The 21,699-nt window shown below is 61.9% G+C and carries 23 protein-coding genes and 1 tRNA gene; 9 read left to right on the top strand and 15 right to left on the bottom strand.

From position 1 onward, the window contains the following. Window positions 1-133 precede the first annotated feature (133 nt). From O7A61_RS01360 to moaA, 3 genes are all read right to left on the bottom strand, one after another. A complete protein-coding gene (locus O7A61_RS01360) occupies window positions 134-493 on the bottom strand; it encodes a hypothetical protein (protein WP_337128080.1) in 360 nt (119 codons plus the stop codon). 137 nt (window positions 494-630) lie between these two features. Continuing rightward, window positions 631-1,104, bottom strand: coding sequence for a hypothetical protein (locus O7A61_RS01355; protein WP_337128079.1), 474 nt, complete (start codon window positions 1,102-1,104; stop codon window positions 631-633). 54 nt (window positions 1,105-1,158) lie between these two features. After that, window positions 1,159-2,154 carry a GTP 3',8-cyclase MoaA gene (moaA, locus tag O7A61_RS01350; RefSeq protein WP_337128078.1) on the bottom strand — a complete coding sequence of 332 codons (996 nt, stop codon included), beginning with the start codon at window positions 2,152-2,154 and terminating at the stop codon, window positions 1,159-1,161. A gap of 191 nt (window positions 2,155-2,345) precedes the next feature. Here moaA and O7A61_RS01345 point away from each other — a divergent pair, with 191 nt between their 5' ends. Continuing rightward, the gene (locus tag O7A61_RS01345) at window positions 2,346-2,699 is read left to right on the top strand and encodes a DUF971 domain-containing protein (RefSeq protein WP_337128077.1); all 354 of its coding nucleotides are present in this window, start codon (window positions 2,346-2,348) and stop codon (window positions 2,697-2,699) included. Window positions 2,700-2,762: 63 nt separating this feature from the next. Next, window positions 2,763-3,374: a pyridoxamine 5'-phosphate oxidase family protein gene (locus O7A61_RS01340; RefSeq protein WP_337128076.1), complete on the top strand. Its 612-nt coding sequence runs from the start codon at window positions 2,763-2,765 to the stop codon at window positions 3,372-3,374. A gap of 16 nt (window positions 3,375-3,390) precedes the next feature. Here the strand turns inward: O7A61_RS01340 and O7A61_RS01335 are convergent, their stop codons facing one another. Then, on the bottom strand, window positions 3,391-3,843 hold the full coding sequence (locus O7A61_RS01335; protein ID WP_027142678.1) for a MarR family winged helix-turn-helix transcriptional regulator: 453 nt from the start codon (window positions 3,841-3,843) through the stop codon (window positions 3,391-3,393). Window positions 3,844-3,890: 47 nt separating this feature from the next. On the opposite strand from O7A61_RS01335, the gene O7A61_RS01330 reads away from it, so the two are divergent. After that, window positions 3,891-4,802 carry an alpha/beta hydrolase gene (locus O7A61_RS01330; RefSeq protein WP_337128075.1) on the top strand — a complete coding sequence of 304 codons (912 nt, stop codon included), beginning with the start codon at window positions 3,891-3,893 and terminating at the stop codon, window positions 4,800-4,802. 12 nt (window positions 4,803-4,814) lie between these two features. Here O7A61_RS01330 and O7A61_RS01325 read toward each other — a convergent pair whose 3' ends face one another. After that, entirely contained in the window at window positions 4,815-5,210 is a 396-nt protein-coding gene (locus O7A61_RS01325; RefSeq protein WP_337128074.1) for a rhodanese-like domain-containing protein, read from the bottom strand. Between the two features lie 64 nt (window positions 5,211-5,274). Beyond that, window positions 5,275-5,889, bottom strand: coding sequence for a TetR/AcrR family transcriptional regulator (locus O7A61_RS01320; RefSeq protein ID WP_337128073.1), 615 nt, complete (start codon window positions 5,887-5,889; stop codon window positions 5,275-5,277). Between the two features lie 100 nt (window positions 5,890-5,989). Between O7A61_RS01320 and O7A61_RS01315 the strand changes: the two genes are divergently transcribed. Further along, window positions 5,990-6,736 carry a 3-oxoacyl-ACP reductase family protein gene (locus tag O7A61_RS01315; RefSeq protein ID WP_337128072.1) on the top strand — a complete coding sequence of 249 codons (747 nt, stop codon included), beginning with the start codon at window positions 5,990-5,992 and terminating at the stop codon, window positions 6,734-6,736. Window positions 6,737-6,944: 208 nt separating this feature from the next. Continuing rightward, the gene (locus tag O7A61_RS01310) at window positions 6,945-8,831 is read left to right on the top strand and encodes a L,D-transpeptidase family protein (protein ID WP_337128071.1); all 1,887 of its coding nucleotides are present in this window, start codon (window positions 6,945-6,947) and stop codon (window positions 8,829-8,831) included. Window positions 8,832-8,834: 3 nt separating this feature from the next. Here O7A61_RS01310 and O7A61_RS01305 read toward each other — a convergent pair whose 3' ends face one another. From O7A61_RS01305 to O7A61_RS01285, 5 genes are all read right to left on the bottom strand, one after another. Further along, entirely contained in the window at window positions 8,835-9,311 is a 477-nt protein-coding gene (locus tag O7A61_RS01305; protein WP_337128070.1) for a hypothetical protein, read from the bottom strand. Window positions 9,312-9,424: 113 nt separating this feature from the next. After that, window positions 9,425-10,132, bottom strand: coding sequence for a lysozyme inhibitor LprI family protein (locus O7A61_RS01300; protein ID WP_337128138.1), 708 nt, complete (start codon window positions 10,130-10,132; stop codon window positions 9,425-9,427). Between the two features lie 179 nt (window positions 10,133-10,311). Further along, window positions 10,312-10,569 (bottom strand): PepSY domain-containing protein, encoded by a 258-nt coding sequence (locus O7A61_RS01295; protein ID WP_027142686.1) that lies wholly within the window; start codon window positions 10,567-10,569, stop codon window positions 10,312-10,314. A gap of 270 nt (window positions 10,570-10,839) precedes the next feature. Further along, window positions 10,840-10,914: transfer RNA gene (locus O7A61_RS01290), tRNA-Val, on the bottom strand. A gap of 139 nt (window positions 10,915-11,053) precedes the next feature. Further along, window positions 11,054-11,737, bottom strand: a complete 684-nt coding sequence (locus O7A61_RS01285) for a phosphoglycolate phosphatase (RefSeq protein WP_337128069.1) — start codon at window positions 11,735-11,737, stop codon at window positions 11,054-11,056. Between the two features lie 252 nt (window positions 11,738-11,989). Here O7A61_RS01285 and rpiA point away from each other — a divergent pair, with 252 nt between their 5' ends. The 3 genes from rpiA (at window position 11,990) to gor (ending at window position 14,837) form a co-directional block, all read left to right on the top strand. Next, the gene (gene rpiA, locus O7A61_RS01280; protein WP_337128068.1) at window positions 11,990-12,721 is read left to right on the top strand and encodes a ribose-5-phosphate isomerase RpiA; all 732 of its coding nucleotides are present in this window, start codon (window positions 11,990-11,992) and stop codon (window positions 12,719-12,721) included. Next, window positions 12,708-13,328 (top strand): DUF2059 domain-containing protein, encoded by a 621-nt coding sequence (locus O7A61_RS01275; protein WP_337106921.1) that lies wholly within the window; start codon window positions 12,708-12,710, stop codon window positions 13,326-13,328. The genes rpiA and O7A61_RS01275 overlap by 14 nt, the downstream gene beginning before the upstream one ends. Before the next feature lie 117 nt (window positions 13,329-13,445). Then, on the top strand, window positions 13,446-14,837 hold the full coding sequence (gene gor, locus O7A61_RS01270) for a glutathione-disulfide reductase (RefSeq protein ID WP_337128067.1): 1,392 nt from the start codon (window positions 13,446-13,448) through the stop codon (window positions 14,835-14,837). Window positions 14,838-14,893: 56 nt separating this feature from the next. On the opposite strand, the gene mgtE is transcribed toward gor, so the two are convergent. Further along, window positions 14,894-16,258 carry a magnesium transporter gene (mgtE, locus tag O7A61_RS01265; protein ID WP_337128066.1) on the bottom strand — a complete coding sequence of 455 codons (1,365 nt, stop codon included), beginning with the start codon at window positions 16,256-16,258 and terminating at the stop codon, window positions 14,894-14,896. Between the two features lie 271 nt (window positions 16,259-16,529). Beyond that, window positions 16,530-18,422 (bottom strand): ABC transporter ATP-binding protein/permease, encoded by a 1,893-nt coding sequence (locus O7A61_RS01260; RefSeq protein WP_337128137.1) that lies wholly within the window; start codon window positions 18,420-18,422, stop codon window positions 16,530-16,532. 66 nt (window positions 18,423-18,488) lie between these two features. On the opposite strand from O7A61_RS01260, the gene O7A61_RS01255 reads away from it, so the two are divergent. After that, on the top strand, window positions 18,489-18,842 hold the full coding sequence (locus O7A61_RS01255) for a hypothetical protein (protein ID WP_337128065.1): 354 nt from the start codon (window positions 18,489-18,491) through the stop codon (window positions 18,840-18,842). A gap of 133 nt (window positions 18,843-18,975) precedes the next feature. On the opposite strand, the gene O7A61_RS01250 is transcribed toward O7A61_RS01255, so the two are convergent. Continuing rightward, a complete protein-coding gene (locus O7A61_RS01250) occupies window positions 18,976-19,656 on the bottom strand; it encodes a DsbA family oxidoreductase (RefSeq protein ID WP_337128064.1) in 681 nt (226 codons plus the stop codon). Between the two features lie 16 nt (window positions 19,657-19,672). After that, on the bottom strand, window positions 19,673-21,493 hold the full coding sequence (locus O7A61_RS01245) for an extracellular solute-binding protein (RefSeq protein ID WP_337128063.1): 1,821 nt from the start codon (window positions 21,491-21,493) through the stop codon (window positions 19,673-19,675). Window positions 21,494-21,699: the final 206 nt, after the last annotated feature.

Here is a 21,699-nt window from a genome sequence, read left to right as displayed (position 1 = left end):
CGAAACAGCAACAGCAAAGGGCTGGGCCAGGACCGGATACCCATCGTCGCCGGCGTGAAATCATCCTGGATCACGCACGAATTCTGTCGGAAGGCGGCATTGCCTCCCGACACCTGTACAGCCGAGGCGATCCCTATTTCTTCGGCGTCAGCACCTCGGTGCCATTCCCCTCCTTGCCGGCGATGGTCCACAGGCCATGCAGCGACCCGTCATCCTCAACCTTGTAGACGACGAGGCCGATATCCTTGCCCATTGCGTAGCCGGCGGAGAATGCGTTGTCGTTGCGCATGCAGATGCCATCGGAGGATGAGCCGCCCGTCTCCCAATGGATCGCGCAGGTGGTCCCGCTGGTCAGCGTGATGGTGGCTTCGCCGTCATAGGACGAACCGTCGAAATTGGTGCCGGCGACGGTGTAAGTGCCGCCGATCGACTGGGCAGCCGCGGGCAGGGTGGCCAAGCTGAGCAAGGCGAAAGAAAGAAGAAGTTGGCGCATGATGTTATCCCCCGAGAAAGCGATGAGCCGCTAGGGAACGGAGGCTAGGCGGGAAACCGTCACCAGTAAATCAGACCGGCATTTGCGGACAAAGATTTGCTTGCGGTGTGGCTAAAATGCTCGTGACCAGCTATGGCTCACGGCCCCTTTAGGCTGCCGCCGATGACGCCGACCAGCGGGTCATATTTCGATTTCAGCGCCGGTGGGTAATCGATCCAGACCGTGCGGATGACGCCATCCCTGCCAAACAGCCGCCGCTCGTAAAAGATCTTTCCATCCTTCACGCCCGACAGCACCGCCCAGTCCTTGCCGGCCTTGCTGTAGGTGACCTCGTAGCCCGGCTCGTTGCTCGCTCTTTCGCCGGCAATGAATCCCTTCGGCGTGTCGTCATCGACATTGAATATGCCGGAGCATGTCAGGCTGGCGCTGTCCGCACTCAGCCACACCTGCCCGTCGCCATTCTCAGGCTCGGGCTGGCGATCGGTAAAGACATCGTCGGGAAAGGTGCAGACGGTGCCGAAGCGCTCGTTCACGTAGGTGGATTGCGCGGCAAACGCAGTGCTCGCCGAGCCCACGGCGAGAGATGTCACGATCGAAAAGTACCACCGCATGTCTGCTCGAAGCCGATGATTGCAGGGCAATTCTCGCACAAAAAGACGAGAAGGTCAGCCGCCCGTGACACTCATATGCCGTGACACCGACGGACGGCTGGTGCGGCGGTCGATGATGAAGTCATGGCCCTTCGGCTTGCGGCCGATTGCTTCGTCTATAGCGTCGGCGACAAGTTCGTTGCCTTCGGACGCGCGCAGCGGCGCGCGCAAATCGGCCGCATCCTCCTGGCCAAGGCACATGTAAAGTGTGCCCGTGCAGGTCAGCCTGACCCGATTGCAGCTTTCGCAGAAATTATGCGTCATCGGCGTGATGAAGCCGAGTTTCCCGCCGGTCTCGCTGACATGGACGTAGCGGGCCGGGCCACCGGTCTTGAACGGGATGTCGGTCAGCGTGAACTGGCGCTCGAGCGAAGCGCGCAGCAGCGACAGCGGCAAATACTGGTCGGTGCGGTCGGCATCGATCTCACCCATAGGCATGGTTTCGATGACGGTCAGGTCCATGCCCCGGCCATGCGCCCAGCGCATCATCTCGGGCAATTCGGCGTCGTTGAAATCCTTCAACGCCACCGCGTTGAGCTTGACATTCAATCCCGCCGCCTGAGCCGCGTCGATGCCGGCCATGACCTTGTCGAGATGACCCCAGCGGGTGATGGCGTGGAATTTGTCAGCATCGAGCGTATCGAGCGAAACATTGATGCGCTTGACACCACAATCGGCGAGTTCGGCGGCGAAGCGCGAAAGCTGCGAGCCGTTGGTGGTCAACGTCAGTTCTTCCAGTGCGCCGCTTTCGAGGTGCCGCGAAAGCTGGCGCACCAGATGCATGATGTTCTTGCGCACCAGCGGCTCACCGCCGGTGAGGCGTAACCGTCTGACACCCTTTTCGATGAAGACGGAGCAGAGCCGGTCAAGTTCTTCCAGCGACAGCAGGTCCTTCTTGGGCAGGAAGGCCATGTCCTCCGCCATGCAATAGGTGCAGCGGAAATCACAGCGGTCGGTGACCGACACTCTGAGATAGCTGATCGTGCGACCGAAGGGGTCGATCATGTTCATGTTCGAACGTTTCCGTGGCCGTTATCGGCATCGTTATATATAGCTATGTGATACGATCCAGCCCGCCATTCAAGATAGCTTGCCTCGATCCTTGGTAACATTCCGCGACCGACATTGCGTGTCGGACACCGTTGACGCCTTTGCGTACGGGGCGAAGCAGCGTAGGGAAGGGCATTCAGGCAGGATCGACCATGACAGCGCCAAAAGAACTGAGGGTCTCCCGGGACCGCAAGCTGCTCACCGTGACGTTTCCCGGCCATCAGCCGTTCGAGTTGCCGGCGGAATTGCTGCGCGTGGCATCGCCTTCCGCGGAAGTGCAGGGCCATTCGCCGGAACAGAGAGTGACGGTTCCCGGCAAACGCGATGTGGCCATCCTGAAGATCGAACCGGTGGGCAATTACGCCGTGCGCATCACCTTCGACGATTTCCATGACACCGGCATCTTCACCTGGAATTACCTGCACACGCTCGGCCACCAGAAGGACGCACGCTGGAACGCCTATCTCGCGGAGCTCGCCGAGAAGGGCTTGAGCCGCGATCGTTAGCCGCCGTTGCGTCGTCAAAACGTCATGCGCCGGGAGTAGGGGCGGCGGATCGGGAGACGGAAAATGGCGGTGATCACCACAGTCGAACAACTCGAAGCGCTCTACGGATTGCCCGGCGAAGCCTCCGTGGTCAAGGAACTCGACCATATCATTCCCGAATACGCCGCCTTTATCGAAGCCTCGCCCTTCGTCGCGCTCGCGACCAGCGGTCCGGAGGGGCTGGACTGTTCGCCGCGCGGCGATCTCGCGGGCTTCGTGCGCATCGTCGATGCGAAAACGCTGATGATGCCGGACCGGCGCGGCAACAACCGTGCCGATTCGCTAAAGAACATCATCCGCGACCCGCGCGTCGGCCTGCTGTTCCTGGTGCCGGGCTCCGGCACGACGCTGCGCATCAACGGCCGGGCGCATATCACCACGGATGCAGCGCTGTGCGCGTCGTTCATGGTCGACGGCAAGCCGGCGCGTTCGGTCACCGTGATCGATGTCGATTCGGTTTATTTCCAGTGCGCCCGGGCGATCGTGCGGTCGGAGCTGTGGAATCCGGAGAGACATGTCGACCCGAAGTCGCTGCCGACACCCGGAAAGATCCTGGAAATCACCAGCCGCAAGAATATCGACGGCGAAACCTACGACAGGGAATGGCCGGAACGAGCGAAAAAATCGATGTGGTGATCTACTGAAAGGGCGGTCACGCCTCGTTCAGCACGTCATAGATCTTGCGCATCTGGTCGCCGATCATGTCGCATTGCTCCGGCGTCGACTGGCTCATCGCCTTCTCGATCAGCGCCATATGCACTTTCAGCGCCTGCATCAGCAGCGCCTCGCCGGCTTCGGTCAGCGTAAGCCGCAAGACGCGCTTGTCCTTCTCGTCGCCTTCGCGCCGCAGCAGGCCACGTGTCTCGAGCTGCGGCAACAACATGGTGATGTTGGAGCGGCCCACGAGCAGCTTGCGGGCAAGGTCGTGCTGCGACATGCCGGGATGGCGGTAGAGATTCATCAGCACGTCGAGCTGCGCCGGCTTCAGATCGAGCGGCGCGAGTTTCACCGCCAGCGTGCGCTCCAGCACATGGCAGGCGCGCGCCACCGCGACCCAGTTGCGAAAACGCGGGTTGTCCCAGGGTAGCTCTTGTTTATTGTTCATCTTTGAACTATTATGTTCATGCTTGAACGTATGGATGGATTCTGACTATGGCATCATTCGGGCTGAAGGTCATCCGAGGTGTGTTTGGTGCGGCCGAACATGTCGCGCCGCGCATCACCGGACGTGCGGCTTTCGAATTGTTCTGCCGTACGCCAAGCACCAGGACGCTGACCGACGGCGAGCGCCGCGCTATCGACCGCGCCGCCGAGTTCATGGCCGAGGCGCGGCATCACCGGCTGAAGACCGCGACCGGCTGCGTCATGGTGCATGAATTCCGCCCCGAGCCGGGCCGCGAGCCTGCCGGCACCGTTCTCGTCATCCATGGCTGGCGCTCGCGTACCGAATATATGCGCGTGCTGATCGAAGGGTTTCGCGCTGCCGGCTATAAGGTCGTCTCGCTCGATCTTCCCGGTCATGGCCATTCGCAGGGCAGGCACCTCAACATGGTCAACGCCGTCGAAGCCGCAAGAGTGGCCGACGAATGGTTCGGGCCATTCGTGGCCGCCGTCGGCCATTCCTTCGGAGGCGCCGTTGCCGCCAATGCCATCGCCGGCTCCGTCAAGGACATCCTCCCACTGGCGGCCGCACGTCTTGTGCTGATCGCGGCGCCTAGCTCACTGCCGGCAATCTTCGCCGACTTCAGCCGCATGCTCAATGTCGGTCCCCGCTCGCAAGTCGCGATGGCTGACCGCGTCGAATATCTCTCCGGCCGGCCGCTGCATGAGTTCACCGGTGACCGCCAGCTTGCCCAGGCGCCCGTGCCGACGCTGGTCATTCACGCGCCTGACGACCGGGAGGTGCCGGCTGAACACGCACGACGCTATGCCGGCGCCGGTGATCATGTGCGGTTGCACTGGGCCCACGGGCTCGGCCATCGCCGCATTCTGGCCGACAAGGGTGTGGTTGAATGCGCCGTCGGCTTCGTGACCACGCAGCGCGGGTCGTCGCTGCTCCACTGAGCGGCATTCAGGCTATTTCTTCTTTTCTCCAGGCTCTACGGGCAACCCGGCCGCTTTCCAGGCCGTGTAGCCGCCGAGAATATGCTTGACCGGCGAAAGCCCCATGTCCTGTGCGGTCTTGGTGGCCAGCGCCGAACGCCAGCCGCCGGCGCAGAAGAAGACGAAGCTTTTTCCGGAAGCAAAGAACGGCTTGTGGTAGGGACTTTCGGGATCGATCCAGAACTCCAGCATGCCACGGGTGACATGCTTGGCGCCGGGAATTCTGCCGTCACGCTCGATCTCTCGAGGATCGCGCAGATCGACGAAAATGGTGTCTTCGTCTTCAAGCAGTCCTGCCGCTTCCTCGGGTGAGACCACTGCGATCTCGGCGTTGGCCTCATCCAGCAGTTCGCGATATCCTTTTTTCACTGTCGTCCCTCCCGGCCGCAGGTTTGCTGGCAACGCGGATTTCGAGCACAACGAACCGTGTTTGTCACGCCTCGACGCTGCCGGCCATGGTCTTCCAGGCGGCCATTGCCCCGGCTACCGTCGCCAGCAGGGCGGCCCGGGAAGCGCCGTCGCGCGCCTGGATCGACATGCCGTGCTGGACCGTTGCGAAAAAGGTCGCCGCGGCACGGCAATCGAAGCCGGCGGGCAGTTCACCCTCGGCCACGCCGCGCTCGAGACGCTTCTTCAGGGCGGCAAGATTCTCGGCGCGGCGGCGCCGCAAGTCCGTGCAGATCGCGCCTCGGCTCGAATCTTCGTGCAGCGCACCCAGAGCAATCAGGCAACCCCGCGGGCGATCCGTCTGCGAATAGGCCTTTGCAGTGCGGCGCAGAAACCGCTCGATCGCAAGGCGCGCCGTTGGCGCCTCTTCCAGCGCGAGCCAGATGTCGGCGCCCTCCACGCGGGAATAGAGATCGGTCGCCTCGAGGAACAGGGCCTCCTTGCTACCGTAGGCGGCATAGAGGCTCGGTGAATTGATGCCCATCGCGGCGGCGAGATCGCTGATCGACGCGCCTTCATAGCCCTTGGCCCAAAACACATCCATCGCGCGCCGCAGGGCCGCGGTTCGGTCGAACGTGCGGGGACGGCCTCTTTCCGACATGACGCTCTTTTCTGTGTTGATCGATACATAAATGAGTTGACGCGACTGGGCAAGGTTGGCAGATATTTATGTATCGATCGCTACATAAATGGAGACATCGATGTCATCAGGAAGTTTGAACGGCAAGGCGGCACTCGTCACCGGAGGCAGCCGCGGTATCGGCGCGGCAATCGCGCGAAGGCTCGCGGCAGACGGGGCCGATGTCGCGCTGACCTACGTGCATGGAGAGGAACTGGCTCGGTCCGTCGTCGCCGAGATAGAGACCAAGGGCGGTCGCGCCATCGCGATCAAGGCCGACAACCGTGATGCCGAGGCCATAGACCAGGCGGTTGCCGATGCGGTGACCGCCTTCGGCCGGCTCGACATCCTGGTCAACAGTGCCGGCATCTGGCGTGCGGCGCCGATCGATACGCTGTCGCTTGCCGATTTCGACGAAACCATGTCGGTCAATCTGAGGGCGCCGTTCATCGCCTCGAAAGCGGCGGCAAGACACATGGGCGAGGGCGGCAGGATCATCTCGATCGGCAGCAATCTGGCCGAGCGGGTCACCGACACCAGCCTGGGAGCCTACTCGGCCAGCAAGGCGGCGCTGGTCGGCCTGACCAAGGCATTGGCCCGCGACCTCGGGGCACGCGGCATCACCGCCAATGTCGTCCATCCCGGCTCGACGGATACCGACATGAACCCGGCCGACGGCCCGCATGCCGACCATCAGCGCCAGAAGATGGCGACCCCGCGATTCGGCAAGGCGGAGGATATCGCCGGCATGGTTGCCTGGCTCGCCGGACCGGAGGGCCGTTTCGTCACCGGAGCCGCGCTGACCATCGACGGCGGCGCAAACGCTTGAGGCGCGAGGCCCCGTGGCCGGGGCGACAGTTCGGTCGCGCCGGCCGTCACGATGTTGTGAAACCGTTCTGCAACAGCCCTGCCGAAATTTATGAAAGCTTAACGAAATCGGTATGAATCGGTATAGTCGCGCCTTACATCCGCCATGCGGTGAGCGGGACGGTTTGTCGTGCGGAACGGGAACCGGTTGCGACCGGAGCGGGTGATCCATGAAATTCCTCGGTAAAAAAGCAACCGTGATGCCGCTGGTGGCGATTACGGCGACGCTGGCCTTCGGCATGCCTCAGGCAGGGGCCCAAGGGCTTTTCGACATGCTGTTCGGCGGCGGGATCAGGCATGAGCCGAAGGGCGAATTTCCGCCTCCTCCGCCAAAGCACAAGCCGAAGGCGCCGGCCGGCAGCGGCGGCGGTAGCGTGAGGATCAGCGGTCCGTCATACTATACTTACAAGGCCGACAGGCTGGTGCGTGTCGACTTCTCGACGCTAGCGACCGCGCCGCAGCCGGCGACACCGCAGGATGCCGCTTTCGTTCCTTCGGCCACCGGTGCTGCCTTCCACGATGCCATTGCCGGCCTCAGCGACTACGAACTCTACGCAGAGCCCGACATCGCCAAGGCGCTGATCGCCTATTACTCGGCCAACCCGGATTTCATCTGGGTGAGCGGAACCAGCCCCAACAACCGTGCGCAAGATGCCGTGCGGGTGCTCGGCGAGGCTGCCAGCTACGGCCTCACGCCTGCCGACTACACCGTCGACGTGCCGGCCACCAGTTCGACCTCGACAGACGACGCAGCCAAGCTAAAGGAACTCGTCCGTTTCGAGATGGCGCTGTCGGCACGCGTCCTGCGTTACGCCCATGACGCCCAGAGCGGCCGTGTCGAGCCCAATCGTATGACCGGCTACTACGATTTCCCGGCCAAGCCGCTCGATATGATAGGCGTGCTGAAGACACTGGCGCATACACAGGAAGTTCGCACATATCTGGAATCGCGCCATCCGCAGAATGCGGAGTATCAGGCGCTACGAGTCGAACTGGAATCGCTGCAGGCGAGTGCCGAGAACGAGATCGTCGTCGATCCCAAGCTGCTGCTGAAGCCAGGCGAAACCAGCCCCGAACTGCCAAAGCTCCTGTCGCTGATCGCGCGTAATCTCGACGACGAGATGGGCGGCAGCTATGGCGAGGTCCTGTCGCGTTTGGCGACCAGCGAAGTCTATGTTCCCGAACTGGTCCCGCTCATCAAGGCGGTGCAGCAGAAGGAGGGCATGAAGGGTGACGGCGTCATCGGACCGCGCACCGTCGCCACGCTGGCCGGGACGTCGAAGGCCGACAGGCTGCTGAAGGTCGAGGTGGCGCTGGAAGAACTGCGCTGGCTGCCTTCCGATCTCGGCAGCCCGCGTGTTTTCATCAACCAGCCCGCCTTCACCGCAAGTTACATTGACGACGGCCAGGAAAAGCTGAAGACGCGTGCCGTCGTCGGTCGGGTCACCAACCAGACGGCCTTCTTCTACGATCAGATCAAGCAGGTCGATTTCCACCCCTACTGGGGCGTGCCGCAGTCGATCATCGTCAACGAAATGCTGCCGAGGTTGCGCGGTGATCCCGGCTATCTCGACCGCGCCGGCTACGAGGTGACGGATTCACGCGGCAAGCGCATTCCTTCGTCGGCAGTGAACTGGGGCGCTTATGGCGCGAACATTCCCTACAATGTGCGCCAGCAGCCGAGCGAGGCCAATGCGTTGGGCGAACTGAAGATCCTGTTCCCCAACAAGCATGCGATCTACATGCATGACACGCCGCAGAAATCGTTCTTCAAGCAGGATATGCGCGCGCTCAGCCATGGCTGCGTACGCCTGCAAGATCCACGCGGCATGGCGGCGGCGGTGCTCGGCACCTCGGTAGATTATATCGCGGAGAAGCTGAAGCACGGACACTCGACCGAGGATGTAACGCGCAAGATCCCGGTCTATGTCGCCTATTTCACCGCCTGGCCCGACATGTCCGGCAAGGTCGAGTATTTCAGCGACGTCTATGACCGGGATACCCGGCTAAAGCAGGCCCTGGATGCGACCGAGGCGGTGCGCTCGCCCTCGAGCTAATCGCTAACTCTCTGACAGCGGGCGCCGGAAACCGGCGTCGCGCCCGGCGATCAGCCAATAGACCAGCCCGGCCACAAGACCAGCGACGGCGATGATGCCGATATCGACCCAGCGCTCCGGATCGACGTCCTCCGCCGCGCTCGGCCAGATCAGGAAGAAACCGCCGGCCGCTGCGGCGGCGCCGAAGAGCATGTGCAGCAAGGCGCTGCGCAGGGAGAAAAACTCGGCGATCAGCGCGAAAATCAGCGTCTGTGGCGCGGTCAGCACAACCGTCAGGAAATAGATGAACATGCCGAGCGGCGGCACCACCAAGGCCGCGATCGGTGAGACGCCCATGAGGTCGAAATAGGCGGGCGCGTTGGGCAGGGAACTCAGCGCCGCATAGACCGCCACTACGGCGATCAGCCCAACCAGTATGGCGACAAGATAGCCGGCCAGCATCATCAGGACGCGCTTCATCAAGTGCTTCGCAGTCGACATGCCCACCCCCGTGAAGGCCGTTCATCCTACAGTCAGCCATCAATGGCGAATTGACGCAAGGGGAGACGGAAGACCTGGCCAGCGTCGTGGCCTAACGCAGGCGGACCAGCCACTCAGGCGCCGCCGCACATATGCTGCGAATCCGGCAGAGCCCAGGAGCCTTTCGCGACGAGGTCGACGGAGTAATAGACCCGGCCACGGTCGTCGTCCTTGGGGCAGTCCCTGGGAATCGCGATCAAGCACATGACGACCGGTTCTCCAACCTTCGAGGCGGCCAATCCAGGCTCGCGATCATAGGAGACAGCCCCGCCACCATTGGTGAACGTGGCCGCGCTGCCCGCGTCGGGACTGGCCGTTTCCAGCGGATCGTCGCCGAGCCGCGTGGTAAGCGTCTTGATGTGCGTCGATGCGCATTGGCCGATTGCTAAGGGCAAGGGCTGATCGTTACGCCCGGGGTTTCGCCCGGCGGCTTCGAGCGCCTTCTTGCCAATCAGCGCGACGTTGTAGTCCTGCACCCAGGATGGCGCATTCCCATAGGTCTGCAAGGCGTTGTTGAGCGCGCTGACGATACAGGCCTTATCGCTCTTGCAGGCATTGCGGTCGGCGATCAGCCCGCGGGCAATCTTGCGTTTGTCGCCGCCGAACGCTGGCTCGAAACCCTTGTACGCCTTCGAAACCAGCAGATCGATCGCCGACAGTTGCGGGTCGGCGCAGATCGCTTTTTCCGCCGGCAGACTTGCCTTGGCGCAGTCGAAGGACGGCCCATCGGCCTGCGCCGGCGAAACGGCAAGGAAACTGCCGGCTGGGACGATGGCGAGCACAGACAGCAAATAAGTTCTAACGAAACATCGCATAATGGCCCCCAAGCCAACAGGATTGCCCAAGGCGCGGCCCCGCGCCGGCGCATAACATACCCCAAGGATGGACAATTTGGGCGCCCGTTTCGTCGTTGAGAATGCTCGTAGGCAGCGCATTCGCGACGAGGATATCCCTATGAATCCTATTTTGGTTCGGCCGTCACAGGATCGAAGTCGATTTCGACCTTTGCCTTGTCCGAGGTGTAGTAAGTGACGGTGTAGCCGTCCTTGTCCCAGTCGACCTCTTTCACGTAGCGAAACCCGTCACGCTGCTCGACCTTGGCGATGATCTCCGACAGCTTCTTGGCGTTGGGTGGCGGCAGTGGAGTTTCATCCGCGGCAAAGGCAGGCCCGGCGGCGAGAAGAACCGCGACGGAGGTCGCAAGCAGAAATCTGGACATGGTTTTCCCTCAAGTTTCGACGGAGGGAAACTCGCTGCCATGCAGGTTTGTTCCGCATGTGGGCACGCCGGGTCATCCGATCCAAGGATTTGCAGTTGCGGCAAGACAAGCGTCCTATGCCAAAAACCACGAGGGCCGCTTCAATATTCATGGCATGCAACGTTGGCGTCATGTCGTCGTGCCTGCATCCCGACGTTTCAATGCCTGCGCAAGAAGGCAGAACGCTGAAGGGGCGGACTGTAGCTGCCGATGTGATGCCCAGCAAATAGATGGTGGGCGATGCAGGGATTGAACCTGCGACCCCACCCGTGTGAAGGGTGTGCTCTCCCGCTGAGCTAATCGCCCGCTCGTTGCCCGAAGGCCAAGCGAGCCGCGATATAAGGGAGGCCGGCCCGTTAAGTCAAGGCAGTGTCTGGTGTTCTCACACAGATCGGATTTGCGGTCCCGCCAGGGCCCGTTCCGGAGACATTTTCATCGCCGGCGCTCAGTGTGCGGCGGCGCCGATCAGCCCTTGCGCCAGATCGAGCGTCAATGCATCAAAATGCGATATCACCGCCGAAGGCTCGAACTCGCGCACATGACGGTCGGTGTAGCCGAAGTCGACGGCGACGACAGGAATGCCGGCGGCCTTGGCGGTGTCGATATCTGTCTGCGAATCGCCCACCATCAAGGCGCAGTGCGGATCGCCGCCGGCCCGTTTGATGGTTTCGATCAGGTGACGCGGATCGGGCTTGCGGAACGCGAACGTGTCCTGTCCGGCAATTGCCGCGAAATGCCTAGCCAAGCCAAGCGCTTCGATCAGCGCCAGCGAGTTGGCTTCGTATTTGTTCGTGCAGATGGCCAGCAGATAGCCGGCCTTCTCAAAGCGGGCAATCGCCTCGATCACGCCGGGGTAGGGGCGGGATTTGCCAGGAATATTGTCAGTGTAGTGATCGAGGAACAGTTTCAGCAGCCGGTCGTGCTCCTCAACCTTGAGGGATCGTTGCTGCGCGGCATGCGCCCGTTCGATCATCACCCGGCCGCCATGGCCGACGAAGCGTCTGAAGCCGGCTTCGTCGACGGCTGCCAGTTGGCTGGCCGCCAGGCTGTGGTTGAGGCTGTCGAGCAGGTCCGGCGCCGTGTCAATCAGCGTTCCATCGAGGTCGAACACGATGATCGGGCGACTCATGATCCATCCTGCGCAGGTTTGTGCATCGGCAGGCGATAGCGGCTGCGACGCTTTAAGGCAAGCAGACTGGTGGGGCCGCCGCCAAAGGCTTTGACCCGGCCGGCAAAAGTGCTAGGAGCCCGAAACGCTAAAGCGCGTTGCGTCGAAACACTCCCTGCGGCGCGCTTTGGGTCTTTGTTTCATGCATGTCGTTTTCCCAAAACCGAGGTCACTTTTGGGCGGCATGCATTAGGTTTCGGGGCAGAAAGCGGCATGGATGCGAGGCAATTGAAGGTCGAGGCCGCGCGGGCGGCCCTTGCCCAAGTCACCGACGGCATGCGGCTCGGCATCGGTACCGGCACTACTGCCGACGAGTTCGTGCGGCTGCTCGCCGACAAGGTTGCCTCCGGCATGACCATAACAGGGGTGCCAACCTCGGAACGCACCGCTGCGCTGTGCCGCGAACTCGGCGTGCCGCTGTCGACGCTGGAGGAAACGCCCGAACTCGATCTCACCGTTGACGGCGCCGACGAAGTCGACCCGGAGCTGACATTGATCAAGGGCGGCGGCGGTGCGCTGCTGCGTGAGAAGATCGTGGCCGCGGCCTCGCAGCGCATGATCGTCATCGCCGACCGTTCGAAGATGGTCGAGACACTCGGCCGGTTTCCTCTTCCCATCGAAGTCAACCGGTTCGGCCTGCGCGCGACCGAGATCGCCGTGGCCGTGGCGGCTGGAAATCTCGGCCTTTCCGGCCCGGTGACATTGAGGATGACGGGAGGCCAGCCTTTTGTTACAGACGGCGGCCATTTTATCCTCGATGCATCTTTTGGCCGCATTCCGGATACAAGAGCGCTTTCGAATGCTCTCCACGCCATTCCTGGCGTGGTCGAGCACGGTCTTTTCATCGGGCTGGCGTCAGCGGCCATCATCGCCGGCGGCGACGGTATCCAAACTGTCCATGCCGCCCGAAAACCAGGGAGTTCTACCGATCATGATGTTGCATAACCGGGTTCGCCGTCTTTCCGTCCTTGTGGCGGCTTCGGCCGTCTTCGCGTTCTCCTCGCCTGTCTTCGCGCAGGACGTCACGGAATCGCATCTGAAGGCCGCACGCGCCGCGGTTGCCGCGATCCACGCGACCGACCCGTTCGACAGCATCCTGCCGCAGGCCGCCGCGGCGCTCGAATCGCAGCTCATCCAGAAGAACCCTGACATGCAGGAGCTGATCGGCAAGACGATCAACGAGAAGGCACTGGCGATGGCCTCGCGCCGCGCGGATCTCGAGAAGGAAGCGGCTCTTGCCTATGCGAAAGTGTTTTCCGAAAAGGAACTCACCGACATCGCGGCCTTCTACAGCTCCGAGTCCGGCAAGAAGCTGCTCGACAGCGGCCCGACCGTGACGCGCGACCTCGTCAAGGCCGCCGACATCTGGCAGAACGGCGTAGCTCGCGATCTTGCCCAGCAGGTCGGCGAAACGCTGGCGGCGGCGGCAAAAGCGAAGGCGCCGGCTGCGCCCGCGCCCGCCGATGGCGCCGCTCCGGCCGACAATGCGGCCCCGGCGGATGGCGCCGCACCCGCGGACGGTTCGGCTCCCGCCGACGACACGCAGAACTGATCCGCATTTCAAACGCGGCCTTTGCGGCCATCTGTAAAGCCCGGCCTGTCCGGGCTTTTCTTTTGGTGGTTTGCGGCCTACCTGTCACTCACATTTTGGCGTTCAAGGAGCCGCTTCATGGCCGGTTATGATTACGACCTCTTCGTCATCGGCGGAGGGTCCGGCGGGGTGAGGGCGGCACGGGTCGCGGCAGCGCTCGGCAAGCGCGTCGGCATCGCCGAAGAATACCGTTTTGGCGGCACTTGCGTCATCAGGGGCTGCGTGCCGAAAAAACTCTATGTCTATGCCTCGCAATTTCCCGAGCATTTCGCCGACGCCGCCGGCTACGGCTGGACGGTGCCGGAAGCCAGTTTCGACTGGCGGACGCTGGTCGCCAACAAGGACCGCGAGATCAGCCGCCTGGAGGCGATCTACAAGAAGAACGTCGAGGGTTCGGGCGGCGAGACCTTTCATTCGCGGGCGATGATCGTCGACCCGCACGTGATCCATCTCCTGAGCGAGGACCGCACCGTCACCGCCGATCAGATCCTGATCGCCACCGGCGGCCGTCCGGCGGCGCATCCGGCACTGCCCGGCCACGAACACTGCATCTTCTCCAATGAGGCTTTCGACCTCAAGGAACTGCCGAAGACGATCATGATCGAGGGCGGCGGCTATATCGCGGTCGAGTTCGCCAACATCTTTCACGGGCTCGGCGTCGACACCACGCTGGTCTATCGCGGCAAGGAAATTCTTGGTCGCTTCGACATGGACCTGCGGCGCACGCTGCATGAGACGATGGAAAACAAGGGGATAAAAATCCTTTGCCATTCCGTCTCCGAATCGGTCAGCAAGCGGCCGGACGGGCGGCTCGACGCGCAGCTCATCAGCGGGCAGGTGCTGACGGTCGACCAGGTGATGCTGGCCATCGGCCGCATCCCCAACAGCGAGAATATGGGCCTGGAGGGCATAGGCATCGAGATGGCCGCCGCGACCGGTGCGATCAAGGTCGACCGGTATTCCCGCACCAACATCGACAATATCTGGGCGATTGGCGATGTCACCAACCGCGTACAGCTGACGCCGGCGGCGATCCACGAAGCGATGTGCTTCGTCGAGACGGCGTTCAAGGGCAATCCGACGGCGCCTGACCACGACACGATCGCGACCGCCGTCTTCTCGCAACCCGAAATCGGCACGGTCGGCCTGTCGGAAGACGAAGCCGTCAAGCGCTTCGCCGATATCGAAATCTACCGCGCCAGCTTCCGGCCGATGCGGCACACGCTGTCGGGCCGTGACGAAAAGATGCTGATCAAGCTGGTCGTCGACGGCGCTTCGCGCAAGGTTCTCGGCGCCCACATACTGGGGCCGGATGCCGGCGAAATGGCACAGCTGCTCGGCATCCCCCTTAAGGCGGGGCTGACCAAGGATGATTTCGACCGCACCATGGCCGTGCATCCGACCGCGGCAGAAGAGCTCGTCACCATGTACAAGCCGACCTACCGCGTGAAGGACGGCGAGCGCGTCTGACGCCTCGCCTGTGGACGCGCCGCCGCCAGCCTTGGCCGGCGGCGGTAGTCAAACCGCTATAGCAACGTGCCGCGCAGGATGACCAGCGCCACCGAGAAATAGATCACCAGTCCGGTGACATCGACCAGCGTGGCGACGAACGGCGCGGATGCGCTGGCTGGGTCGAAACCGACCCGTTTCAGGGCGAAAGGCAGCATCGACCCCGACAGCGAGCCGAAGGTGACGATGCCGACCAGTGCGGCGCCGACAGTCGTGGCGATCAGCGGCCAGTGCGGGCCATAATCGTAGAAGCCCATATATTGCCAGAGCGCGATGCGGCAGACGCCGACCACCCCGAGCATGGCGCCGAGCACGAGACCGGTAGGCAATTCGCGCAACGCCACCCGCCACCAGTCGCGAAGGCCGATCTCGCGCAGCGCCAGCGCACGGATGACCAGCGATGTCGCCTGCGAGCCGGAATTGCCGCCGGAACTCATGATCAGCGGGATGAACAGCGTCAGCACGATCGCTTTCTCCAGCTCGCCCTCATAGCTTTGCATCGCATTGGCCGTCAGCATCTCGCTGATGAACAGCGCGCAGAGCCAGCCGCCACGCTTCTTGATCATGGCGAGGAAGCTCATCTTCATATACGGCTCGTCCAGAGCCTCCATGCCGCCGAAGCGATGCACGTCCTCCGTGGTCTCCTCGATCATCGTGTCGATGATGTCGTCGATGGTGACGATGCCGAGGATCTTGCCGTGGTCGACGACCGGAACGGCGAGCAGATCGTATTTGGAGATCGTCTGCGCCAGGTTTTCGCGGTCGGTCAGCGGGCTGACCGTCACCGGCATGCGGTCGGGCGCCACCGACAGGATCGAGTCGTCCGGCTCACCGGTGATGAGCCGACGCAAGCCCGTCGACCGCACCAGGAGGTGTGTTTGCGGATCGACGATGTAGATTGCATAGACGGTCTCGCGCGTCCGCTCGACCTTGCGGATGTAATCGAGCGTGCGTCCGACGGTCCAGTCGGAGGGAACGCTGACGAACTCCGTCGTCATGATCGAGGCGGCGCTGCCTTCTGGATAGCCCAGAATGGAAAGCAGGGTCGCGCGTAGCGGCGGCGCCAATGCGCCGAGCAGTTCGGAGCGTGCCGGCTCTTCGAGCTCGCGCAGGATGTCGGCCGCACGGTCGACCGACATGGCGGTGAGCAGCTTGCTCGCCTTGGGACGGGGCAGGGCCTCCGCCAGTTCGGGCGCGCCCTCAAGCTCAGGCTGATCGAAAATCTCGACCAGCCGTTCGAAGGGTACGGCGCAAAGCAGCTCCGTCGCGGTTTCGCGCGATTCATGATTGAGCGCCTCGACAACGTCGGCGACGTGGTCATTGGCAACGATGCGGGCGATGGCGACGGCCTCGTCGTCCGCTGCCGGGGAAAAATCGTTCATGGTTCACTCCTTGCCGTCCGGCAGGACATGAACCATTCAGGTCACGTCTAGGCGGACGGCGGTTGCGTTCGACTGTGACTGTCGCCAGGCATGGCGCGGTGACCTTTCCGCTTGCGGGTTCGCTTTTGACTGTCTGCAAGCCGGCGCAACATAGGAGCGCGCCTTGCCGAGTCAATCGCGGTGAGGAAGGAAAACAGTGCCGAACGGCGCCGATCGCGAGACTGTGATCACCGTGTGCCGTTCAACGCGGCAAGTCCCGGAGACGTCGTCGTTATTTCTGCTTCAGCCGACGCGAGAACCGCGTCCATTTGTCCTCTACCGGCCTTGGCTGGGCCAGGATCGTGGTGAGTTCGAGAGGCAGGCTCGGGGCGAGCGGCTTCTTCGTGGCGACGCCGTCGGCAATCAAGACCATCGAGTGGTAGAACTCGGTGCCGGCAGCCGATCTCGGCGCCACGGCTTCGTGCATGACACTGATCACCGTCACATCCGGGCAGTTGTCCTTGATGGCCTGGTGGAAGGCAATCTTGCCGTCAGGGTCGAGAGCACCGGTCGCCTCATCGAGGAACAACAGTCCCGGCTGCTGCAGTATGATACGAGCCACCACCAGCTTCTGTTTCTGGCCGCCCGACAGGACCTGATCCCAGCTTTTGCCCTCGCGGCTTTCATTGGCCATGTGTTCGATGAAATCGCCAAGGCCAGCCTTGTGCAGCGCCGACGCGACCTGGGCATCGCCATGATCGCGTTCGGAGCCGGGCAGGCAGACCAGCTGCTTCAGCGACACCTGCGGCAGCTTGACCTCCTGGGCGGCATAAAAACTCTTCACGCCCTCGGGGAAGACGATAGTGCCGCGACCGTAGGGCCACAAACCGTTGATCGCCTTGATCAGCGAGGTCTTGCCGCAACCGGATTCGCCCTTCAGGAAGCTCCATTCGCCGCGCCGGAAGCGCAGGTTGGCGGAGCTGAGGAATGGCGTCGCGTCCTCGCCCTGATGCGCCAGCTCCAGCTTCTGGATGGTCAGGCCGAAAACCGGATTCTGGCTGGCGTAGTGGAAGTCGGAACGGCCGCTCTGGCTGTAGAATTCCTGTGGGTGCTGGACATTCTCGATCGCGTTGGCGAGCTCCGTCACACGCTGGCTGTTGGCGCGAAGCGTGGCGATGGCGGGCATGACGTGAATGAACCACGAACACTGGCTGATGAGTTGGCCCACCATTTCAGAGCCGGTGATGTAGCCTTTATAGTCCAGGCGGCTGTGGATGAACGGCACCAGGCCAGGAGCATAGGCCACAATACGGGCGCCGATGAAATTGTAGATCAACTCGAACGACATATAGCTGGTGTTGACGACATTCAGCCGTCCCCAGGTGCGATCGATGTCGACATAGAGCCGGTCGTGCATCATTTTCTGCACGCCCTCGCCATGTGAGGCGGCGACATGGAAGCTGCGGCGCAGAAATGTCGTCAGTTCGCTACGATAGCTTCCCTCGGCCTTCTGCATGCGAATATTGAGACGTTCGAGCAGGCTGCCGAGCTTGACCGCGATCCAGGTGTTGAGGGGCACGTAAGTGGCAACCGCGAGGAGGGCCAGAACAGCGCTGCCATAGCTGCCAAGAAACTCCAGACCTTTGACCTCCACCGACGACTGCAGCAGGTTCTGGCCGATAAAGTAGAGCGAAGTCGCCAGCCCCAGCACGCCCATGGCGAGGCCGATCGCACCGCCGGTCATGTCCTTGATCGATTCCTGGATGCGCTGGTCGACATTGTCGGGCGCAACGATGCCGCCGTCCGCGGAACCATGTTGAGCATGGAAATGAGTATGGTTGCCGTCGAGCAAGGCCTGGTTGAATTTGTCATTCAGCCAGCCACGCCATTTGCGGTGCAAGGTTGCCGAGACGAGATTGCGAATACCGGTGAAGCCGGCATCCTTGAGCAGGACGAGCAGCACCAGCACGCCGGCGTTGGTCAGGATTGTCTCCAGCGGACGGGTGTTGGCGGCGTCGTGCAGGAAGGCAATTGAATTCACCAATTCGCCCGAAGCCATGGCGAACCACACGCTGGCCTTACTGGACAGCGCGGTGAGCAGCGCGATCACCAGCGTCAGCGTCCAGGCTTCCTTCCAGCGGTCCGAGACCCAGTAGGCTCGCATGAGCCCCCAGAAATTGCGCATCGAGGATACCGGCGTCAAATGCGACTGCCCTGCGGCGTTGCGGTGTAGTCCATCCGGTACTGACTCTTGCGATCGTCTGCCGATCCGAATCACGATCCCGCCCAAACCTTTTTTGTTTTGTTACGGATGGTAACACCAATTGATCATTTTCCATTAATTTTAAACCGGGCAGACCAGAAAGCCGCCGCGGCCGTTGCCCTGAGGCAACAGATTGAAGATCGAATTGACATCAAAACCGTGGATGATGATCAGAAAATTTCTATGAATTTCAGTCATTTAGGCACCACGGCCGTGGCTGCGGCAGATCTTCCCTTGGGGAAGCTTCGTACACGGCTTTGTGACTCAAAAGTCGTGTGGGGCGGGGGATTTTCTTACTGGGCCTGGCCAGAATTCCCGAAATACGCCGCCCTCAATGTCTGATTCCTTGCCGCAGCGACGTCGCCAAACTCGCTTGTCCCGTCATCAACCAAGGGGTTGATCCGCACCAGCGCCAACGGTGGCTGGTTCTCTCACCAGCAAGGCCAAAATGGCGGCGAAGTGGCGTCTGCTGGCCTCAGTCGGCCTTTTCCAATTCACCACGCGCCTTGGCCGCCGCGACCTGACGGATCGCATCAGCCAACGTGTCCGCGTCCTGCGCGCCCATCACGGCATATTTACCCTCGAGCAGGAAGCATGGCACGCCTGTGATACCCATGCGCGAAGCAGTCGCGATTTCCGTGCGAACCGCTTCGACATCGGCGTCGCTCGGCAAGAGCGTTTCAACAACCGAGGAGTCCATGCCGGCCTCGCGGGCAGCTTCGATCAGCACCGTATGGTCGCCGATGTTGACGCCTTCCTCGAAATTCAGCTGGAACAGGCGGCGCACCAGCCGGTTCTGAACGTCCTCGCCGGCGGCACCGGCCCAGCGGATCAACCGATGCGCGTCGAGTGTATTGGGCGCTACCTTTATGGCATCGAAGGCAAAGGAAATGCCCTCGGCCTCGCCAAGCGGCTCGATGCGGGCATGAATTTCGCGAATGCGCTCGTCGCCGCCGAACTTGGCCAGCATGTAGTCGCGGCGGTCCTTGCCTTGCGGCGGGATGGTGGGATCGAGCTGGAACGGTCGCCAGCGTATATGCACTTCGACGTCTCCGGCCGCGGCGACCGCCTTGTCCAGCCGCTTCTGGCCGATGAAGCACCACGGGCAGACGACGTCCGACACCACATCGACGGTTATGGCGTTCGCTTCGCTCATCTCTATCTCCGGATTTTCAGTTCGGTTTGCGCCACCAGGTCGGCAACTGGTAACCGAATATGGGCGTCTTTCGCGGATGTTCCAGATAATTCCAGTAAGCAAGCCATTGCTGCGTGTTGTATTGCATCGGCACCATATAATTGCCGGAGATCAGCAGCCGGTCGAGAACGCGAACCGCCGCGACATAATCCTCCTTCGAACGGGCTCGCAGCATTGCGTCGATGGCGGCATCGATCGCCGGATCGGCGACGCCGGCGAGATTGAACGATCCTTCGGTCCTGGCCGCGGCGGACGACCAGCGCCCGATCTGTTCGATGCCAGGGGACAACGAATTGTTGAAGCCGCTGGAGCCGATCAGGACTTCGAAATCGAAACGCTGCTTGCGCGACTGGATCTGGTCGCCGTCGAGGCTGCGGATGCTGACGTTGATGCCGATCTTCTCCAATGTGCGCTGATAGATGCCGGCCAGACGCTCTTCGTCCTGGGAGGCGGTCAGGATCTCGAAACCAAAAGGTTTGCCATCGGGATCGATCATCGTGCCATTGTTCACGCGGTAGCCGATGCTTTTCAGAAGGTCGAAAGCGGTCTTCAGCACCTTGCGGTCCTGGCCCGAACCGTCTGTCACCGGCGGTTTCCAGGTGCCGTCCATGACGTCGGCCGGCACGCGGCCGGGGTAGGGCGCCAGAAGCGCCTTTTCCCTGTCGTCAGCCGGATGGCCGAGCGCGGAAAGTTCCGAATTTTGCCAATAGCTCATCGTGCGGGTGTACTTGCCGCCGAACAGATTTTTGTTGGCCCATTCGAAATCATAAAGCATGCCGAGCGCGCGCCGAACCACCGGGTTGGAAAACTTCGGTAGCCTCGTGTTGAACAGAAAACCGGTCACGACGGGCGGAATGCCGGTGTCGAAGGTTTCAGAAACCACGTCACCCCTATGAAAGGCGGGAAAGTCGAGATCGCGTTCGCGTTTCACCGGATCGCCGTCGTCGTCGATGGCGCAAAGCCCCTTCTTGAAAGCTTCGAGCTTGGCGTTGGCGTTGAGAAAATACTCGATGGTGATCTGGTCGTAATTGTCGAAACCGCGCTTGGCGGGAATGTCCTTGCCCCAATAGTCGGGGTTGCGCTTGAAGACGATGCGCTGGCCGGGCGTCACCTGCGCGATCCTGTAGGGGCCGCTTCCGATCAACGGCTTCAGCGTTGTTCTGTCGAAGGTGTCGATGTCGAAAGCGTGCTTGGGGATGATCGGCGTCAGCGCGATGATCAGGGGAAACTCACGATCGGCCTTGTCGTTGAAGGTGAAGCGCACGCTATGGTCGCCGGTCTTTTCGAGCTTGGCGATCCTGGCCATCCGGTCGCTGTAGGGCGGGCGGCCTTTCTGCGTATAGGCATCGTAAGTGAACAGCACGTCTTCCGGCGTCACCGGCTGACCATCCGACCAATTGGCATTCGCGTTGAGATGGAACTCGATGCTCTTGCGCTCGGGGTCCATGTCGGCGGTGTCGGCCAAAAGCCCATAGAGGGTAAAAGCCTCATCGGCACTGCGCTGCATCAGCGGCTCGAAGACCAGATTGCCGAAGATCGTGTCCATCATGCCGCGCGCCGTCGTGCGCAGGCTTTTCAGGATGAAAGGGTTCAGATTGTCGAAGCTGCCGACGACGCAATAAGTGATGCTGCCACGCTTCGGAGCGTCGGGATTGACGTAGCTGAAATGGGTGTACTCCGGTGGTAGGGCCGGTTCGCCCTGCATCGCAATCGCGTATTTCGGCTCCGACAGCGCCGGTGGCGACGACAGAGTGAAAAACGATAGTGCGGTGACCAGCCAAACAAGAACGCGGCCCATGACCGTCTCCTTAACAGGTCGGCTTGATGATTCGGTCCGCACCCTAGCATGGGGCAACTGCGTGGCGGCCAATGGCGTCGTCAAGAATTACAAGTGGGCGGGCTGGATTCGACGCCGCTTGCAGTGTAACACGCCGTCCGAAGTCATTCTGTTGCCTCATTTTGGCAACAGGTAGCTGGACCACACGGCACGAAGAAGCCGGTCCC

Origin of the sequence: Mesorhizobium sp. Cs1321R2N1, assembly GCF_037179725.1 — a bacterium.
GTDB classification, from domain to species: Bacteria; Pseudomonadota; Alphaproteobacteria; order Rhizobiales; family Rhizobiaceae; genus Mesorhizobium; species Mesorhizobium salmacidum.
Note: the sequence above shows the minus strand (reverse complement) of the source record. Positions and strands in the feature narration are given on the sequence as shown.

Coding starts and splice junctions, on each gene's coding strand:
- O7A61_RS01245 (WP_337128063.1), bottom strand. CDS start 21,493: ATGGGCCGCGTTCTTGTTTGGCTGGTCACCGCACTATCGTTTTTCACT.
- O7A61_RS01260 (WP_337128137.1), bottom strand. CDS start 18,422: ATGCGCAATTTCTGGGGGCTCATGCGAGCCTACTGGGTCTCGGACCGC.
- O7A61_RS01320 (WP_337128073.1), bottom strand. CDS start 5,889: ATGTCGGAAAGAGGCCGTCCCCGCACGTTCGACCGAACCGCGGCCCTG.
- O7A61_RS01310 (WP_337128071.1), top strand. CDS start 6,945: ATGAAATTCCTCGGTAAAAAAGCAACCGTGATGCCGCTGGTGGCGATT.
- O7A61_RS01275 (WP_337106921.1), top strand. CDS start 12,708: ATGATGTTGCATAACCGGGTTCGCCGTCTTTCCGTCCTTGTGGCGGCT.
- O7A61_RS01345 (WP_337128077.1), top strand. CDS start 2,346: ATGACAGCGCCAAAAGAACTGAGGGTCTCCCGGGACCGCAAGCTGCTC.
- O7A61_RS01330 (WP_337128075.1), top strand. CDS start 3,891: ATGGCATCATTCGGGCTGAAGGTCATCCGAGGTGTGTTTGGTGCGGCC.
- gor (WP_337128067.1), top strand. CDS start 13,446: ATGGCCGGTTATGATTACGACCTCTTCGTCATCGGCGGAGGGTCCGGC.
- O7A61_RS01295 (WP_027142686.1), bottom strand. CDS start 10,569: ATGTCCAGATTTCTGCTTGCGACCTCCGTCGCGGTTCTTCTCGCCGCC.
- O7A61_RS01360 (WP_337128080.1), bottom strand. CDS start 493: ATGCGCCAACTTCTTCTTTCTTTCGCCTTGCTCAGCTTGGCCACCCTG.
- rpiA (WP_337128068.1), top strand. CDS start 11,990: ATGGATGCGAGGCAATTGAAGGTCGAGGCCGCGCGGGCGGCCCTTGCC.
- O7A61_RS01315 (WP_337128072.1), top strand. CDS start 5,990: ATGTCATCAGGAAGTTTGAACGGCAAGGCGGCACTCGTCACCGGAGGC.
- O7A61_RS01335 (WP_027142678.1), bottom strand. CDS start 3,843: ATGAACAATAAACAAGAGCTACCCTGGGACAACCCGCGTTTTCGCAAC.
- O7A61_RS01305 (WP_337128070.1), bottom strand. CDS start 9,311: ATGTCGACTGCGAAGCACTTGATGAAGCGCGTCCTGATGATGCTGGCC.
- O7A61_RS01285 (WP_337128069.1), bottom strand. CDS start 11,737: ATGAGTCGCCCGATCATCGTGTTCGACCTCGATGGAACGCTGATTGAC.
- moaA (WP_337128078.1), bottom strand. CDS start 2,154: ATGAACATGATCGACCCCTTCGGTCGCACGATCAGCTATCTCAGAGTG.
- O7A61_RS01250 (WP_337128064.1), bottom strand. CDS start 19,656: ATGAGCGAAGCGAACGCCATAACCGTCGATGTGGTGTCGGACGTCGTC.
- mgtE (WP_337128066.1), bottom strand. CDS start 16,258: ATGAACGATTTTTCCCCGGCAGCGGACGACGAGGCCGTCGCCATCGCC.
- O7A61_RS01355 (WP_337128079.1), bottom strand. CDS start 1,104: ATGCGGTGGTACTTTTCGATCGTGACATCTCTCGCCGTGGGCTCGGCG.
- O7A61_RS01340 (WP_337128076.1), top strand. CDS start 2,763: ATGGCGGTGATCACCACAGTCGAACAACTCGAAGCGCTCTACGGATTG.